11 protein-coding genes are annotated in these 17,323 nt (G+C 61.6%); 2 read left to right on the plus strand and 9 right to left on the minus strand.

The window, feature by feature from the left end; genetic code table 11:
* Positions 1–74: 74 nt before the first annotated feature.
* The gene (locus ACIOMR_RS11920; RefSeq protein ID WP_401194232.1) at positions 75–5,918 is read left to right on the plus strand and encodes an alpha-2-macroglobulin; all 5,844 of its coding nucleotides are present in this window, start codon (positions 75–77) and stop codon (positions 5,916–5,918) included.
* Complete coding sequence (pbpC, locus tag ACIOMR_RS11925; RefSeq protein WP_032899911.1) at positions 5,899–8,196, plus strand: penicillin-binding protein 1C; 2,298 nt, start codon at positions 5,899–5,901, stop codon at positions 8,194–8,196. Before ACIOMR_RS11920 ends, pbpC begins: the two co-directional genes overlap by 20 nt.
* On the opposite strand, the gene ACIOMR_RS11930 is transcribed toward pbpC, so the two are convergent.
* From ACIOMR_RS11930 to ACIOMR_RS11970, 9 genes are all read right to left on the minus strand, one after another.
* Complete coding sequence (locus tag ACIOMR_RS11930; RefSeq protein ID WP_401194235.1) at positions 8,197–9,363, minus strand: hypothetical protein; 1,167 nt, start codon at positions 9,361–9,363, stop codon at positions 8,197–8,199.
* On the minus strand, positions 9,360–9,941 hold the full coding sequence (locus tag ACIOMR_RS11935) for a LemA family protein (protein ID WP_003213535.1): 582 nt from the start codon (positions 9,939–9,941) through the stop codon (positions 9,360–9,362). The genes ACIOMR_RS11930 and ACIOMR_RS11935 overlap by 4 nt, the downstream gene beginning before the upstream one ends.
* A gap of 161 nt (positions 9,942–10,102) precedes the next feature.
* On the minus strand, positions 10,103–11,935 hold the full coding sequence (gene glmS, locus ACIOMR_RS11940) for a glutamine--fructose-6-phosphate transaminase (isomerizing) (protein WP_003213537.1): 1,833 nt from the start codon (positions 11,933–11,935) through the stop codon (positions 10,103–10,105).
* Positions 11,936–11,945: 10 nt separating this feature from the next.
* The gene (locus ACIOMR_RS11945) at positions 11,946–12,716 is read right to left on the minus strand and encodes a DeoR family transcriptional regulator (RefSeq protein ID WP_177054074.1); all 771 of its coding nucleotides are present in this window, start codon (positions 12,714–12,716) and stop codon (positions 11,946–11,948) included.
* A 225-nt stretch (positions 12,717–12,941) separates the two neighbouring features.
* The gene (glmU, locus tag ACIOMR_RS11950; protein ID WP_102370203.1) at positions 12,942–14,309 is read right to left on the minus strand and encodes a bifunctional UDP-N-acetylglucosamine diphosphorylase/glucosamine-1-phosphate N-acetyltransferase GlmU; all 1,368 of its coding nucleotides are present in this window, start codon (positions 14,307–14,309) and stop codon (positions 12,942–12,944) included.
* 115 nt (positions 14,310–14,424) lie between these two features.
* The gene (locus ACIOMR_RS11955) at positions 14,425–14,850 is read right to left on the minus strand and encodes a F0F1 ATP synthase subunit epsilon (RefSeq protein WP_008439541.1); all 426 of its coding nucleotides are present in this window, start codon (positions 14,848–14,850) and stop codon (positions 14,425–14,427) included.
* A 44-nt stretch (positions 14,851–14,894) separates the two neighbouring features.
* Positions 14,895–16,274, minus strand: a complete 1,380-nt coding sequence (gene atpD / locus ACIOMR_RS11960; RefSeq protein WP_003213545.1) for a F0F1 ATP synthase subunit beta — start codon at positions 16,272–16,274, stop codon at positions 14,895–14,897.
* Between the two features lie 27 nt (positions 16,275–16,301).
* On the minus strand, positions 16,302–17,162 hold the full coding sequence (atpG, locus tag ACIOMR_RS11965; RefSeq protein WP_401194241.1) for a F0F1 ATP synthase subunit gamma: 861 nt from the start codon (positions 17,160–17,162) through the stop codon (positions 16,302–16,304).
* Positions 17,163–17,212: 50 nt separating this feature from the next.
* Positions 17,213–17,323: hypothetical protein (locus tag ACIOMR_RS11970; protein ID WP_401194246.1), on the minus strand; the 111-nt coding region annotated here is incomplete at its 5' end.

Below are 17,323 nucleotides of genomic sequence, written 5' to 3' on the forward strand. Positions count from 1 at the left end.
GCGGCGCATTTGCCGTCATCTTTTGTATCAAAGAGACGTGTAAGATACGCGACACATTGCCAGGGATGCTCACCATGTTTGATTCGTTAAAAGCGACCAGCCGCCGTTTTTTCGGGGCCTTGATCTCAGTGGTGAGTGTTCTGTTCAGCGCCGTTCGATGGCTGGCGCGCAGCCTGTTCGGCCAGTGGCAGCCGCCGCGCTGGCTGCAAGCCACAGGCAACGGTCTGGTCAACGTCGGCCACAAGGCCCGGGCTTATCCGCGCCAGGCTGCGGGCGGCGCGCTGGCCCTGGTACTCGTGCTGGCCGCGGGCTTTTACGGCTGGCACTGGTATTCCCACCTGCCACAGCCCCACACCGTGGGTTATTCGCTGCACAAGCCCAACCTGACGGATTACACCCAGCCGCAACCGGTTGTGGATAACTTGCAGGTACGCTTCGCCGAATCCGTGGCCCCGCTGGCGGCCATCGGCAAGCCGGTCACCGAAGGCATCACCCTCAAGCCTGCCATCGCCGGCGCCTGGCGCTGGGCGGATGACCGCAGCCTGGTGTTCACCCCGGAAAAAGACTGGCCCGTCGACGCCCACTACACCATCGACCTGGCCAAGAAAACCCTGTTGGCCGACGGCGTACTGCTCAGCCAATACACCAGCCAATTCTCCACCCAGCCGTTCCGCGCCACCTTGACGCAAAACGAGCTGTACCAGGACCCGAGCAACCCGACGCAGAAACAGCTGGTAGCGACCTTCCACTTTTCCCACCCGGTAGACGAAGACAGCGTACGCAAACGTGCCTCGGTCACCCTCGGCAAAGGATTGGCCTACCGCGATGCGCAACTGCCCAATCGCCCGGAAATCACCTTCGACGAACACAAGCTCAACGCCTTTGTGCGCTCTGCCGCCCTGGCCACCCCACTGGAAAGCACCCCGGTCAGCGCCAAGCTCGATGAAGGCCTCAAGGCCCGTGATGGCGGCAATCCCAGCTCGGCGCCGCTGGTGGCCGAAGTCACCGTGCCCGGCCGCTATCGCCTGACCTTTACCGGCGCCGAAGTCAGCTTTGTCGACAACGAGCGCGGCGAACCCGAGCCGGTGTTGATGTTCAGCAGTTCCAGCGCCGTGGCCGACGAGACCATCGCCAACAAGGTGCAGGCCTGGATGCTGCCGGAAAAAGCCGAGGACGATACCCGCCCCTGGAACCTGCAAGACATCGACGACAAACTGCTGGCCAGCAGCACCAAGGTCAAGCTGACCCACGTGCCGAGCGTCGAACCGCTGAATACCCTGCACGCCTTCAAGTTCAAGGCCCCGCCGGGCCGCGCCCTGTATGTGCGGGTGCCGGCCAACCTGGAAGCCATCGGCGGCTACCTGGCGAAAAATCCGACAGCCTCTCTCGTGAGCATGCCGGCTTATCCACGCACGCTGCAGTTCCTGTCCGACGGCGCCCTGCTCAGCCTCACCGGCGAAAAACGCCTGGGCTTCATGGCCCGTGGCGTACCCGGCGCCCATGTGGAAATCGCGCGCCTGCTGCCCAACCAGTTGCAACACCTGGTGGACCAGAGCAGCGGCAGCTTTGCCCGACCGAATTTTGCCAATGACTACTTCGACCGGATGGTGGAGCGTCAGAGCCTGGACATTCCGCTGTCGGCTGGCGACCCGTCGAAAACCGTCTACGACAATGTCGACCTGAGCAGCTACCTGACGGCCAACGGCGGCCGCCGGGGGATTTTTGTGCTCAAGCTGAGCCCGCAGGACGACCCGGCTGATCGCACCTTCGACTACTCGCGCAACACCACCAGCGACCTGCGTTTCATCGTGGTCACCGACTTGGGCATCATCGCCAAGCGCTCCAGTGATGGCAGCCACGATGTGTACGTGCAGTCCATCGGCAACGGCTCGCCGGTGTCCGACGCCCAGGTCGATATCATCGGCCGCAACGGTTTGCCGGTCGCCAGCGGCCATACCGACGCCGAAGGTCACGCGCACTTCGCCAAGCTGGATGAATTGCGCCGTGAGAAAACGCCGTTGATGTATGTGGTCAGTCGCGGCAATGACCAATCCTTCCTGCCGATTGCCCGTCAGTCGCAACAGCTGGATTTGTCACGCTTTGATGTAGGCGGCCTGGAAGAGGACGGTGCGATCAATCGCCTCAGCGCCTACCTGTTTACCGATCGCGGCCTGTACCGGCCCGGCGAGACCGCGCACCTGGGCATGATCGTGCGCAGCGGCGACTGGAAAGGCGCCCTGCAAGGCCTGCCGGTTGAGTTGCAGATCACCGACCCCCGTGGCCTTGAGGTGATTCGCCAGCCGTTGAAACTGTCGGCCAGCGGTTTTGAAACCTTCGATTTCCCAAGCAGCGAAGTAGCCCCATCCGGCGATTACACCGCGACCCTGCAACTGATCGGTGAGAAGCAGCGTCGTACCGACCTGGGCAGCGTCAGCTTCAAGGTCCGCGACTTTGAACCGGACCGGATGAAAGTCAGCCTGAGCCTGCACGATACACCGGTGCTGGGCTGGATCCCGCCGGACCAGGTGGTGGCCAAGGTCACCGCGATGCACTTGTTCGGCGCTCCGGCGGCGGGTCGTCGCGTCACGGCGAAAATGTCCCTGAGCCCCACGCTCGCGGCCTTTGATCGCTACCCGGATTACCGCTTCCGCCTGAATGACTCGCTGGAAGAAGCCAGCTCCGAAGACCTGGCCGAAACCACCGTCGACGACAATGGCCAGGCGGTGCTGGACCTGAACCTGCAACGCTTCGCCAACAGCACCTACCGCCTGCAAGTGATGACCCAGGTGTACGAAGCCGAAGGCGGTCGCAACGTCGCCGCACAAAGCGCATTGCTGGTGTCGGCGGCGCCGTACCTGGTGGGTGTGAAGAGCAAGGATTCGCTGTCTTTCGTCGCCAAGGACGCTCCGCGTGAAGTGCAATGGCTGGCCGTGGCGCCAGACCTCACGCCAGTCGCAGTCGACGGCCTGACCAGTGAAGTGGTCGAGCACCGCTACGTCTCGGTGCTGGTGAAGCAATCCAACGGCACCTACAAATACGAGTCGCGCATCAAGAACATCAGCCAGCCGGCCTCGCCGCTGGTGATGACCAAGGACGGCGCCAAGCAAACCCTGAACACCGGCACCCCGGGCGATTTCACCCTGCAACTCAAGGACGCCAACGGCAACCTGCTGAACCAGATCGACTACAGCGTCGCCGGCCGGGGCAACACCTCGCGCTCCCTGGAGCGCAACGCCGAACTGCAACTGCGCCTGGATAAACGCAGCTACGCCACCGGTGATGAGATCGCCATCAGCATTCGCGCGCCGTACACCGGCGCCGGGTTGATCACCATCGAGCGGGACAAGGTCTACACCCAGCAGTGGTTCAAGGCCGACAGCACCAACAGCGTGCAACACATCCGCGTTCCTGCGGGGCTTGAGGGCAATGCCTACGTCAACGTGCAGTTCGTACGGGACATTGGTTCGTCCGAGGTCTACATGAGCCCGCTGTCCTACGGCGTAGTGCCGTTCAGCATCAATCTCGACGCGCGGCGCATGGCGCTGAAAGTCGAAGGCCCGGCGAAGATCGAGCCGGGGCAGACCCTGGACATCAAGGTCAACGCCGACCGCCCTGGCCGCGCAGTGGTCTACGCGGTGGACGAAGGCATCCTGCAAGTGGCGCGCTACCAGACGCCGGACCCGTTGGGCTTCTTCTTCCAGAAGCGTGCACTGGAGGTCGGCACCAGTCAGATCCTTGACCTGATCCTGCCGGAATTCAGCCGCCTGCTCAGTGGGGCAGCGCCGGGTGGCGATACGGAAGGCGCCCTGGCCAACCACCTCAACCCGTTCAAGCGTAAACATCAGCCGCCTGTGGCCTGGTGGTCTGGCCTGGTGGACTTGCCGGCCGGTGAAACCGTGCTGCACTACCAGGTTCCGGACAGCTTCAATGGCAAGCTGCATCTGTTTGCGGTGGCCGTGGACAGCGACAGCGTGGGCGTCAGCGAGGCCAACACCGAAGTGCGCGGGCCGCTGGTGATCACGCCGAACGTGCCGGCCTTTGTCGCACCGGGGGATGTGTTCAGCGTCAGCGCCGGGGTGTTCAGCAACCTGGACGCGGCGGCGGACGTGAAGTTTGAAGTGCAGACCAGCGATGGCCTGCAGGTGCAAGGCGACAAGGCCAGCACCCTGGCCCTGCAACCGCGCAAGGAAGGTGTTGCCGAGTTCAAGATCAAGGTTGGGGAAACCCTAGGCTCGGCCGACTTGCGCTTCGTCGCGGTGCTGCCGGATGGCAAGCGTATCCAGGTGGCGGAAACCACTTCGATCCGACCCTTGAGCGAGCATCGGGTGGCCCTGAGCCTGGGCCGTTTCGACAGCGCCAGCAAAGAGCTGAAACCGACCCGCGAGCTGTTCAGCCAGTTGCGCGATGTGCAGTTGGGCGTCGCCGCTTCGCCGCTGGTCTGGGCCAACGGCCTCAAGCATTACCTGGACGACTACGGCTACGCCTGCACCGAGCAATTGGTGTCCAAGGCCATGCCGGCGTTGATCTGGGGTGGTAACGCGCCGGAGGCCGAGCAGGCCTTCAACGGCGCGGTGCGCATGCTGCGTCAGCGGCAGAACCAGGCCGGTGGTTTCGGCCTGTGGGCGGCCAACCCGGACGTAGCGCCGTACGCCAGCCTGTACGCCACCGACTTCCTGATCGAAGCCAGGGAGCGCGGGCTGCCGGTACCGGAAGACCTGTTGCAACGTTCCAACGCGTACCTCACCGACCTGGCCAACGGCCCGAGCGAAGGTCTGTCGGAACTGCGCAACCGCGCCTATGCCAGTTACCTCCTGAGCCGTCAGGGGATTCTGGTGAGCGGCGCCTTGAGCGATATCCGCGAGCGCTATGAAAGCTACTTCAAGGACACCTGGCAGAACGACATTGGCGCGGCGTACCTGGCCGCCAGCTACAAGCTGCTCAAGCAGGATCGCCAGGCCGATACCTTGTTCCGCAAGGTGCCGTGGCTTTCCCTGTCGGATAAATGGAACAGCGACGGCCTGTATTACGACCCGCTGGTGCACGACGCCGAGCACCTGCATTTGCTCGCGCGGCACTTCCCGGAAATGCTCGACGATGTGCCGACAAGCCTGCTGGATAAACTCGGCAAGCGTCTCAACGAGCAACGCTACAACTCGCTGTCGGCGGCACTGTTGCTGCGGGCCCTGGACAATTACGGCCAGCGCGCCCAAAGCGACATGACCCTCAAGGCCACCGCATGGCTCAGCGACAAGCAGCAACAGTTGTTGCAGATGGCCGGCCAACCGCCACGTGCGGCGGTGCCTGCCGGTACGCAAAAACTGCAGATGGAAAAATCCGACGGCCCGGCGGCGTTCTACATGCTGAGCGAAGCGGGCTATGACAAGGGCGCCAACCTCAAGCCGATCAACAGCGGCCTGGAAATCATCCACGAATACCTCGACCTCAAGGGCAATCCAGTCAGCAAGGTCGCGGTAGGCGATGAGTTCCTGGTGCGCCTGCGCTTGCGCGCCACCGACCGTGATCAGGTGCAACAAGTGGCCGTGGTCGACCTGCTGCCGGGCGGCGTCGAGCCTGTGTATAACTTGCCGCCGGAGCCGGAAGCGGCCAGCACCGAGGAAAGCGAAGGCGACGATTCGGAGTACGTTGAAACCGGCGAAGACACCGAAGAAGCCGACGCCTGGCAGGCGCCGATTGGCGAGACCGATTTGAGCAACTGGCAACCGGACTACGTCGACGTGCGTGATGACCGAGTGGTGTTGTACGGCACCGCGCTGCGGGATGTAGGCACCTTCGTGTACCGCGTGCGCGCCACCAACGCCGGTACCTTCAATACGCCACCGGCCTACGCCGAGGGCATGTACGAAACCACCCTGCAAGGACGCGGCAAAGTAGGCCAGCTTGAAATTACCAAGCCTTAAAAGCCTGACGCCGCTGCTGGCAGCGGCGTTGATTCTGGCGGGGCTACGGTTGTGGCCCCACGCGCCGCTGGAACAGGCAGCCACCTCCTCACGGGTGGTGCTGGCCGATGACGGTTCGCTGCTGCGCATGACCCTGGCGGCTGACGGGCAATATCGCCTGTGGCTACCCCTGGAACGGATTTCTCCGTCACTGGTGGAGGCGTTGCTGCTCAAGGAAGACCGCAATTTCTACTGGCACCCGGGGATCAATCCCCCGGCGTTGCTGCGGGCGGCCATGGCCACCTATAGCGGCGGCCAGCGCCAAGGCGGCTCGACCTTGAGCATGCAGTTGGCCAGGCGCCTGTGGGATCTCAATACCCGCCAGGTACCCGGCAAGCTGCAGCAGATGGCCCTGGCACTGTGGCTGGAGGCGCGTTACAGCAAGCACGACATCCTTGAGGCCTACCTCAACCTGGCGCCCATGGGCGGCAATATCGAAGGTGCCGAAGCGGCCAGCCGGATCTATTTTGGCAAGTCAGCGGCGCAGTTGTCCTTGTCTGAAGCCCTCGCGCTGGCCGTGATTCCCCAGCAACCGGGTCGTCGGGCGCGCTTTGGGCCTTCCCTGCAAACCGCCCGGCAACGGCTGATGGCCGACTGGCGGGAAACTTATCCACAGGACCCGCGTAACGACAGTTTGCTGGACCTGCCGCTGGAAGCCCGCAACCGCCAGCAGATCCCGTTTCTCGCGCCGCACCTGAGCGAACAGTTGCTGGCCTCGCAAACCGGCAATGAGTTGAACAGCACCCTCAACCTGGCGCTGCAACAATTGCTGGAACGGCTGATCACCGGCTTCATCGCCGAGCGCCGCAGCAGCGGTGTGGAAAACGCCACGGCGATCCTGATCGACAGCCGCGACCAGAGCGTAAAAGCCCTGGTGGGCTCGGCAGACTACTTATCCACAAGCATCCACGGCCAGGTCAACGGCGTGTTGTCGCGGCGCTCGCCGGGCTCCACCCTCAAGCCATTCCTGTATGGGCTGGCGCTGGATCAAGGGGTGATCCACCCCATGAGCATCCTCAAGGACATGCCGAGTAACTTCGGCTACTTCCAGCCGGAAAATTTCGACGGCAGTTTTGTCGGGCCGGTGACAGCCCGTGACGCGCTGATTCGCAGCCGCAATATTCCGGCGGTGTGGCTGGCCAGCCAAACCCGCTCACCGTCACTCTACGGATTGCTGCAACGGGCCGGGATCAAGGGCCTGCGCGGCGAAAGCCATTACGGCTTGGCGCTGGCCTTGGGCGGCGGCGAGATGACGCCCGAGGAGCTGGCGCGGCTGTATGTGATGCTGGCTGGTGACGGGCATTTGCGGCCGCTGCGCTATTTGCAGGAACAGCCGCAAACCACTGGCGCCCAGCTACTCACGCCGCAGGCCGCGTTTATGGTGCGCGACATGCTGCGGCGCAACCCGCGCCCGGACGGGCTGCCGGGGCGCCACTGGCGTACGGCCTGGAAGACCGGCACGTCCTGGGGTTTTCATGATGCATGGAGCGCCGGCCTCGTAGGCCCGTACGTGCTGGTGGTGTGGGTGGGCAACTTCGATGGCCGTCCGAATCCTGAGTTTATCGGTGCGAAAACTGCGGCACCGTTGTTCTTCCGTATCGCCGACGCCCTGCCGCTGGCCTTGCCCAATGTGGTGATCAAACCCGACAAGCCGCCCGCCGGGCTGATCCGCATTGACGTCTGCGCGGCCTCTGGTGACTTGCCCAACCGTTGGTGCCCACGTACCCGCAAGACCTGGTACATCCCCGGCGTGTCACCGATTCGGGTGTCCAACCTGCACCGCCCGGTGCTGATCGACACCCGCACCGGCAAGGCCGCGTGCCCGCCGTTCGACCCGCAGTACACCCGTGAAGAAGTCTTCGAGTTCTGGCCCAGCGATGTGCAGCGGCTGTTCCGCGCCGCAGGGCTGCCCCGGCGTACGCCGCCCAATGTGCAGAAAAGCTGCCAACCCAACCGTGTCGGCGATCAAAGCGAAGCGCCACAGATTCGCTCGCCGCTGACCCAGGTCAGCTACCACCTGCGCCTGTCCCAGCCCCAGGAAAGCATCCCGCTGAACGCCAACGCGGCCAGTGATGCACTGACGCTGTATTGGTTCGCCGACCAGACCCTGATCGGCCAGGGCCCGCCGCAAACCACGCTGAACTGGCGGCCGGGTAAGTCGGGGGAGTACCGGTTGCGGGTGACTGACGATCAGGGCCGCAGCGCCAGCCGAGGCTTGAAGGTTGAGTTTGTACCCTGATCAGGCGTCTTCGTCGCCTAAACCGGCAGTGCCGGCATCTTTTGCGAAATGCTTGTACGCCACCCCCAGCTTGCGTTGCTCAAAGATCGAAAACACCAGGGTGCCCAGCAGAATCATCATCCACACCAGGAACACCTTCATGGTGTCCACCTGGGCCACCACCAGCAGCAAGGTCACTACGCCGCCAATCACCATGCCCAGGCCCATCCAGGCGCCCAGCACGCGGCCTACCGCCAGGCGCATGCCCGTGGGCAGCAAGAGCCGCAGCGCGAGCAACACCACAAACATCGTCAACAAGAAGCCAAACGCGGCCATGAAAGGAATCACGAAGCCATTGTCACGGTACAACCAGGCCAGAAACCGATAGGCGGGATTCAGCTCTGCCATTTGCTGGTAGGTGGCAGGGCCCGGCAAATGCAGTTGGGCAAAATGTTCCGGCGTCATGGCCATGATGCCGACGCCGATCAAACCCACCACCACCGCGTAGAAACCACCGGCGCGCCACAGCGGCGCCAGCACACGGCGGTTTTCCACCTCCTTGGTCTCGGCCAGGCCGAACATCGCGTCAGGTTGCCGGCCCTGGGCAATCACCGTCTTGCCCGCACGCTCGCAGGCGTCGCCAATCAGCATCACCTGCATATCCTGGGTGAGGAGCAGTTCGCCCTGGCGGCGGGAGCTGCTGATCCATTCATGGTCGTCAGGGCGCTTCTTGCCGAACAGGTCGATACCCTCGGCAATCACTGTCACTTCACCGGTGGCGTCCTGCAGGCGGAAGTCATTGCAGCGAGCCTCGGCCGAGACCTGGCTCCAGCTCCAATCGCCATCCTTGTCTTTGGTGCCTTCTTCGATGACCCACACGTAACCGGCGCAAGGCTTGCCGTGGACCGGGGAGATCAGGGGCGAGTCGACGATCACCTTGCCGTTCACCTCCACCAGCCCCATGGCCAATGAGCGTATCTGGCTGGTGGCCAGGCGCTGTTCGGTGCGATAGAAATTGGGGCCGAAGCTGGCCAGCAGCCCGATCAGGATGCACACAGGAAAAAACAGCGCCACGAGGATCGTCGGGGCGTAGACCATCAGGCCAATAAAGCCGGCGAGAAAGACCAGTGCCACCAGGGTTTTCCACGCTGGTTTTTTTGTGACAACCCCTGCCTGGGTGGTTTTCATGCCCCCGGCACCTCAAGCTTCACGCCGTCGTAGCGGGTTTCTTCGGCGCTGATGGCCAGCAGCGGAATGCGCTGATAGCCGAGCATCTTGGCGAAGAACAGATCAGGAAAAATCGCGATGGCGATGTTGTAGAGGTTGACCGACTCATTGAAGAACTCGCGACGGTCGGCGATGCGTTCCTCCACCGCCGAGATCGCCTGCTGCAACTCGACCATGTTGGGGCCGGAGATCAGCGTCGGATAATTCTCGGCAACTGCAATCACCGACTTGAGCGCCGTATTGAGCTGGTTGGAGGCATCGACTTTATCGGTGAGGCTGCTGGCGTTGAGGTACGCGGTGCGGGCGTCGCTGAGGCGGGTGAACAGCGCGTTCTCATGGTTCATGGCGGTTTGCACCACGCGCATCAGGTCGGGAATCTGGTCTGCCCGCTGCTTGAGCAGCACGTCGATGTTGGCGAAGGCTTTATCCACATCGTTGCGGCGCATCACCAGGCCGTTGTAGACCCCCACCAGCCAGCCGACCAGGCCGACGACAATAATCAGCACGACGATACCGGCGATCAGCAGTTCGATGTTCATGGCGGCGGCATTCCCTGGCTAGTTATCCACAGGGCGCATTCTAGGGGTAAAGCAGGGGAATACTCCCGGAATTAGTCCACAGAAACGCCAAGACCCGATATCCGGTAGCCTGAAAAAGCAAAACCCCCGAAGAACGGGGGTTTTGGTGGTTCGGGTGCAGCTTATTCCACCGTCACCGACTTCGCCAGGTTACGCGGCTGGTCAACGTCGGTGCCCTTCAGCACAGCCACGTAATACGACAGCAGCTGCAGCGGGATGGTGTAGAGGATCGGCGACAGGGTGTCGTGGATGTGCGGCATGTTGATGACGTGGGTGCCTTCGCCATTGGTCATGCCGGCCTTCTCGTCGGCGAACACGATCAGTTGGCCGCCACGGGCGCGCACTTCCTGCAGGTTGGACTTGAGCTTCTCCAGCAGTTCGTTGTTCGGCGCGACGGTAACGACTGGCATGTCGTCATCCACCAGGGCCAGCGGACCGTGCTTGAGCTCACCGGCCGGGTAGGCTTCGGCGTGGATATAGGAGATTTCCTTGAGTTTGAGCGAACCTTCCATTGCCACCGGGTATTGCGCACCACGGCCGAGGAACAGGGTGTGGTGTTTGTCGGCGAACAGCTCAGCGACTTTCTCCACAGTGCTGTCCATGGCCAGGGCTTCACCCAGGCGGGCCGGCAGGCGGCGCAGTTCTTCGACCAGGTGTGCCTCGACGCCTTCGCCCAGCGTGCCGCGAACCTGGCCCAGGGACAGGGTCAGCAACAACAGGCCGACCAACTGGGTGGTGAAGGCCTTGGTGGATGCCACGCCGATTTCACGACCGGCCTGGGTCAGCAGGGTCAGGTCGGACTCGCGCACCAGGGAGCTGATGCCGACGTTGCAGATCGCCAGGCTGCCGAGGAAGCCCAGTTCCTTGGCGTTGCGCAGGGCGGCCAGGGTGTCGGCGGTTTCGCCGGACTGGGAGATGGTCACGAACAGAGTGTCGGGCTGCACCACCACCTTGCGGTAGCGGAATTCGCTGGCGACTTCGACCTGGCACGGGATGCCGGCCAGTTCTTCCAGCCAGTAACGGGCGACCATACCGGCGTGGTAGCTGGTGCCGCAGGCGACGATTTGCACGTTGCGCACTTTGGCGAACAGCTCGGCAGCTTGCGGGCCGAAGGCTTGCACCAATACCTGGTTCTGGCTCAGGCGACCTTCCAGGGTGCGTTGCACCACGGCCGGTTGCTCGTGGATTTCCTTGAGCATGAAGTGGCGGAACTCGCCCTTGTCGGCGGCTTCGGCGCCGTCACGATACTGCACGGCCTCACGTTCCACGGACTGGCCGTCAACGTCCCAGATCTGCACGCTTTCACGGCGGATTTCGGCGATGTCGCCTTCTTCCAGGTACATGAAGCGGTCAGTCACCTGGCGCAGGGCCAGTTGGTCGGAGGCGAGGAAGTTCTCGCCCAGGCCCAGGCCGATCACCAATGGGCTGCCACTGCGGGCGGCGACCAGGCGGTCAGGCTGGCTGGCGCTGATCACGGCCAGGCCATAGGCGCCATGCAGTTCCTTGACGGTGGCCTTGAGGGCATTGGTCAGGTCGCCGATGTCCTTGAGCTTGTGGTTCAGCAGGTGGGCGATGACTTCGGTGTCGGTGTCCGAGGTGAAGACATAACCCTGGCCCTTGAGTTGTTCACGCAGCACTTCGTGGTTTTCGATGATGCCGTTGTGCACAACCGCCAGGTCACCGGAGAAGTGCGGGTGGGCGTTGCGTTCGCACGGCGCGCCGTGGGTGGCCCAACGGGTGTGGGCGATACCCAGGCGGCCTACCAGCGGCTCACCGGCCAGTGCTTGTTCGAGTTCGCTGACCTTGCCCGGGCGACGCATGCGCTCAAGCTTGCCGGCGTTGGTGAAGAGCGCCACACCGGCGCTGTCGTAGCCACGGTATTCCAGGCGTTTGAGGCCTTCGAGCAAAATGGCAGTGACGTTTCGTTCAGCGACTGCGCCAACAATTCCACACATGGTTTCTCTCCTAGATGACTGCCGCGCAAATCAGCGTGATGCCGCGGGCTTGAATCTGGTCGCGGGCCTCAAGTGGCAGGCGATCATCGGTAATAAGGGTATGGACGCTGCTCCAGGGCAGTTCCAGGTTGGGGATCTTGCGGCCAATCTTGTCGGACTCGACCATCACCACCACTTCGCGGGCGACTTCGGCCATGACGCGGCTCAGCCCCAGTAATTCGTTGAAGGTGGTGGTGCCGCGCTCCAGGTCGATGCCATCGGCACCAATAAAGAGCTGGTCGAAATCGTAGGAACGCAGTACCTGTTCGGCGACCTGGCCCTGGAACGAGTCCGAATGCGGGTCCCAGGTGCCGCCGGTCATCAACAATACCGGCTCGTGTTCCAGGTCGCTCAAGGCGCTGGCCACGTGCAGGGAGTTGGTCATCACCACCAGGCCGGGCTGGTGCCCCAGTTCGGGGATCATGGCGGCGGTGGTGCTGCCGCTGTCGATGATGATGCGCGCGTGTTCCCGCAAACGCCGGACGGCCGCACGGGCGATGGCGCGCTTGTAGGCCGAAATGGGCTGTGCCGGATCACCGACCAGTTCCTGAGGCATGGTGATGGCGCCACCGTAGCGACGCAGCAACAGACCGTTACTTTCGAGGGCCGCCAGGTCCTTGCGGATGGTGACTTCCGAGGTTTCGAAACGCTTGGCCAATTCGTCCACGCTGACTTCACCTTGCTCGGTGAGCATGGCAAGGATGTTGTGGCGACGTTGGGGTGTATTTCGTTTCGACATGATGATGATAAGTTTCGTTTCGAAAGATAACGAAGGCAATCAAAACCTATTCATTCAAAATGGTCAAGCATGCGACTGAGTTTTTTGAATCAACACAGATAAAAATGTGGGAGCGGGCTTGCTCGCGAAGGCGGTGTGTCAGTCGGCGCATGTATCAACCGAAAGACCGCCTTCGCGAGCAAGCCCGCTCCCACATAAGTACCGCAGTGTTTCAGGGTTGTGGATAACTCAGGTCTTCTTGATTTTGACCGGGCGTTTCCAGCCGTCGATGTTGCGCTGGCGGGCGCGGGCGACGGCCAACTGGGACTTATCCACATCCTGGTTGATGGTGGAACCTGCGGCGGTGTTTGAACCATCACCGATAGTGACGGGGGCGATCAGCGAGTTGTTGGAGCCGATAAACACGTCTTCGCCAATGGTCGTCTGGTACTTGTTGGCGCCGTCGTAATTGCAGGTGATGGCGCCTGCGCCGATATTGCTGCGGGCACCGATCACTGCATCACCGAGGTAGGCCAGATGGCCGGCCTTGGCGTCGTCGCCCATCCGGGCGTTTTTCAGTTCTACAAAGTTACCCACATGGGCGCGAGCGCCCAGCACGCTGCCCGGACGCAAACGCGCGAACGGACCGGCATCACTGCCCTCGCCCATCACCGCACCGTCGATATGGCTGTTGGCCTTGATCACCACACCCTTGCGCAGGGTGCTGTCCTTGATCACGCAGTTCGGCCCGATCACCACGTCGTCTTCAATGACCACGCGGCCTTCGAGGATCACGTTGATATCGATCAGCACGTCGCGGCCAACGGTGACGTCCCCCCGCACATCGAAACGTGCCGGATCACGCAGCGTCACGCCCAGCGCCATCAGGCGGCGGCCTTCACGCAGTTGGTAGTGACGCTCCAGCTCCGCCAGTTGCTTGCGGTCGTTGGCGCCCTGCACTTCCATCGGGTCGTGGGGCTGTTCGGTGGCGACCACCAGGCCATCGCTGACGGCCATCTCGATGACGTCGGTCAGGTAGTACTCGCCCTGGGCGTTGTTGTTGGACAAGCGGCTCATCCAGTCAGCCAGGCGGTCAGCCGGCACCGCGAGGATGCCGGTGTTGCCTTCAGTGATGGCGCGCTGGGCTTCGCTGGCGTCTTTATGCTCGACGATGGCCGCGACCTTGCCGTCAGCGTTGCGCACGATGCGACCGTAGCCGGTCGGGTCATCCAGCTCGACAGTGAGCAAGCCCATCTGGCCTGGCACCACGTGCTTGAGCAGGCGCTGCAAGGTTTCCACTTCGATCAGCGGCACGTCTCCGTAGAGGATCAGCACGGTGTCGGCCTTGATGAACGGCACGGCCTGCGCGGTGGCATGGCCGGTACCCAATTGCTTGTCCTGCAATACGAAATTCAGGTCATCCGCCGCCAGCCGCTCACGCACCACATCGGCACCGTGGCCGATCACCACATGAATGCGCTGTGGATCCAGCTGCCGGGCGCTGTGGATAACATGGCCAAGCATGGAGTTGCCGGCAACCGGGTGCAGCACCTTGGGCAGGGCCGAACGCATGCGGGTGCCCTGGCCTGCGGCAAGAATTACGATTTCGAGAGACATGAATGGCTACCAATCCTGGGCGGTCAGACTTCAGACCAAAGAAGTGTTTTGCAAAAAAAGAAAAAGGGTAGCCGAGGCTACCCTTTTTAATCAATCACGCATGAGGCTTGACGGCTTAGCCGCCAAACTTCTTGCGGATCTGCTGGACGGTGCGCAGCTGAGCTGCGGCCTCGGCCAGACGTGCAGCAGCAGAACCGTAGTCGAAATCTGCGCCTTTTTCGTTCAGGGCCTTCTCGGCAGCCTTGACGGCTTCCTGAGCGGAGGCTTCATCCAGGTCGGCAGCACGTTGCACGGTGTCGGCAAGTACCTTGACCATGTTCGGCTGAACCTCGAGGAAACCACCGGAGATGTAAAACACCTCCCGTTCCCCGCCCAGCTTGGTCAGAGTGATCGGACCAGGCTTCAAGGATGTAATCAATGGCGCGTGGCCAAAGTTAATACCCAGGTCGCCCAGTTCGCCGTGTGCAATCACACTCTCGATCTGACCGGAGAAGATTTCCCCTTCCGCGCTGACGATATCGCAATGGAATGTCATAGCCATCTGCTTGCCTCAACCTGATTAGCGCCCGTTACCGGGCGCCGGAATTACAGTTTCTTGGCTTTCTCGATCGCTTCTTCGATGCCGCCAACCATGTAGAACGCTTGTTCTGGCAGGTGGTCGTAGTCACCGTTGAGGATGCCTTTGAAGCCAGCAATGGTGTCTTTCAGGGAAACGTATTTACCCGAGGCACCGGTGAAGACTTCAGCCACGAAGAACGGCTGCGACAAGAAGCGCTGGATCTTACGAGCGCGGGATACCAACTGCTTGTCGGTTTCCGACAGCTCGTCCATACCCAGGATCGCAATGATGTCCTTCAGTTCTTTGTAACGCTGCAGAACGTACTGGACGCCGCGAGCGGTGTCGTAGTGTTCCTGGCCGATGACGTTCGGGTCCAGCTGGCGCGAAGTCGAGTCCAGTGGATCGACCGCTGGGTAGATACCCAGGGAGGCGATGTCACGGGACAGTACGACGGTGGCGTCCAAGTGGGCGAACGTGGTCGCTGGCGACGGGTCAGTCAAGTCATCCGCAGGTACGTATACCGCTTGGATCGAGGTGATCGAACCGTTTTTGGTCGAAGTGATACGCTCTTGCAGAGTACCCATCTCTTCGGCCAGGGTCGGCTGGTAACCTACTGCAGAAGGCATACGGCCCAGCAGTGCGGATACTTCAGTACCGGCCAGGGTGTAACGATAGATGTTGTCGACGAACAGCAGAACGTCGTTACCTTCGTCACGGAACTTCTCGGCCATGGTCAGGCCGGTCAGTGCTACGCGCAGACGGTTACCCGGCGGCTCGTTCATCTGACCGTAAACCAGTGCCACTTTGTCCAGAACGTTGGAATCCTTCATCTCGTGGTAGAAGTCGTTACCCTCACGAGTACGCTCACCCACACCGGCGAACACGGAATAACCGCTGTGCTCGATGGCGATGTTACGGATCAGTTCCATCATGTTTACGGTTTTGCCTACACCGGCACCACCGAACAGACCGACTTTACCGCCCTTAGCGAACGGGCAAACCAGGTCGATAACCTTGATGCCGGTTTCCAGCAGGTCGTTGCCGCCCGCTTGTTCCGCGAAGGAAGGCGCAGGACGGTGAATGCCCCAGCGCTCTTCGGTGTCGATTGGACCGGCTTCGTCGATCGGGTTACCGAGGACGTCCATGATCCGGCCCAGGGTCGCTTTACCGACCGGTACGGAGATGGCTGCGCCAGAGTCAGTGACTTCCAGACCGCGCTTCAAGCCTTCGGTGGAACCCATTGCAATGGTACGAACCACGCCGTCGCCCAGCTGCTGCTGAACTTCCAGGGTGGTGCCTGCATCGCTTTTGACTTTCAAAGCGTTGTAGATGCTCGGTACGCTGTCGCGTGGGAATTCCACGTCGATAACGGCGCCGATGATTTGAACGATACGTCCGCTACTCATAGCTGGATCCTCTGAATATTTGAACCGTTAAACCGCGGCAGCGCCGCCGACGATTTCCGAGATCTCTTGGGTGATCGCAGCCTGACGCGCCTTGTTGTAGATCAGCTGCAAATCGCTGATCAAATCACCGGCGTTGTCGGTAGCGTTCTTCATCGCGATCATCCGCGCAGCTTGTTCAGCCGCGTTGTTCTCGACCACCGCCTGGTACACCTGCGACTCCACGTAGCGCACCATCAAGCCGTCAAGCATCTCTTTGGCGTCTGGTTCGTAGAGGTAGTCCCAGTGGTGCTTGAGTTCTTGTTCCGGGGCGGCCACCAATGGAATCAACTGCTCCACGGTAGGCTGTTGCGTCATGGTGTTGATGAACTTGTTGGATACCACGGAGAGGCGGTCAATCCGGCCTTCCAGGTATGCATCCAGCATCACCTTGACGCTGCCGATCAAATCATTGATCGACGGTTCTTCACCCAGGTGGCTGATAGCTGCAACGACGTTACCGCCGAAGTTGCGGAAAAAGGCCGCACCCTTGCTACCGACCACACACAGATCGATCTCGACGCCTTTTTCGCGGTTTACCGCCATGTCCTTGACCAGGGCCTTGAACAGGTTGGTATTCAAACCACCGCACAAACCACGGTCACTGCTCACCACGACATAACCGACGCGCTTTACTTCGCGATCGATCATGAACGGGTGGCGATATTCCGGGTTGGCGTTGGCCAGATGACCAATAACCTGGCGGATACGCTCCGCGTAGGGACGGCTAGCAGCCATGCGCATTTGTGCCTTGCGCATTTTGCTGACCGCCACTTTTTCCATGGCGCTGGTGATCTTTTGCGTGCTTTTGATGCTCGCAATCTTACTGCGAATCTCTTTTGCGCCTGCCATGTAACACCTATCAGGTTAGCAAGCGGGAGCCTCGCGGCCCCCGCTGCGGCTTACCAGGTTTGGGTGGCCTTGAACTTCTCGATACCGGCTTTGATGCCAGCGTCGATGTCGTCATTGAAGTCACCCTTCACGTTGATCTTCGCCATCAATTCGGCGTGATC

This window comes from Pseudomonas sp. NPDC087814 (assembly GCF_044742865.1).
In the GTDB taxonomy this organism is placed as follows: domain Bacteria; phylum Pseudomonadota; class Gammaproteobacteria; order Pseudomonadales; family Pseudomonadaceae; genus Aquipseudomonas.

Bases quoted from the DNA above. Each gene is read 5' to 3' on its own strand.
- atpG (WP_401194241.1), bottom strand. From the start codon at position 17,162: ATGGCAGGCGCAAAAGAGATTCGCAGTAAGATTGCGAGCATCAAAAGC.
- ACIOMR_RS11930 (WP_401194235.1), bottom strand. From the start codon at position 9,363: ATGAAAACCACCCAGGCAGGGGTTGTCACAAAAAAACCAGCGTGGAAA.
- glmU (WP_102370203.1), bottom strand. From the start codon at position 14,309: ATGTCTCTCGAAATCGTAATTCTTGCCGCAGGCCAGGGCACCCGCATG.
- ACIOMR_RS11955 (WP_008439541.1), bottom strand. From the start codon at position 14,850: ATGGCTATGACATTCCATTGCGATATCGTCAGCGCGGAAGGGGAAATC.
- ACIOMR_RS11920 (WP_401194232.1), top strand. From the start codon at position 75: ATGTTTGATTCGTTAAAAGCGACCAGCCGCCGTTTTTTCGGGGCCTTG.
- atpD (WP_003213545.1), bottom strand. From the start codon at position 16,274: ATGAGTAGCGGACGTATCGTTCAAATCATCGGCGCCGTTATCGACGTG.
- glmS (WP_003213537.1), bottom strand. From the start codon at position 11,935: ATGTGTGGAATTGTTGGCGCAGTCGCTGAACGAAACGTCACTGCCATT.
- ACIOMR_RS11935 (WP_003213535.1), bottom strand. From the start codon at position 9,941: ATGAACATCGAACTGCTGATCGCCGGTATCGTCGTGCTGATTATTGTC.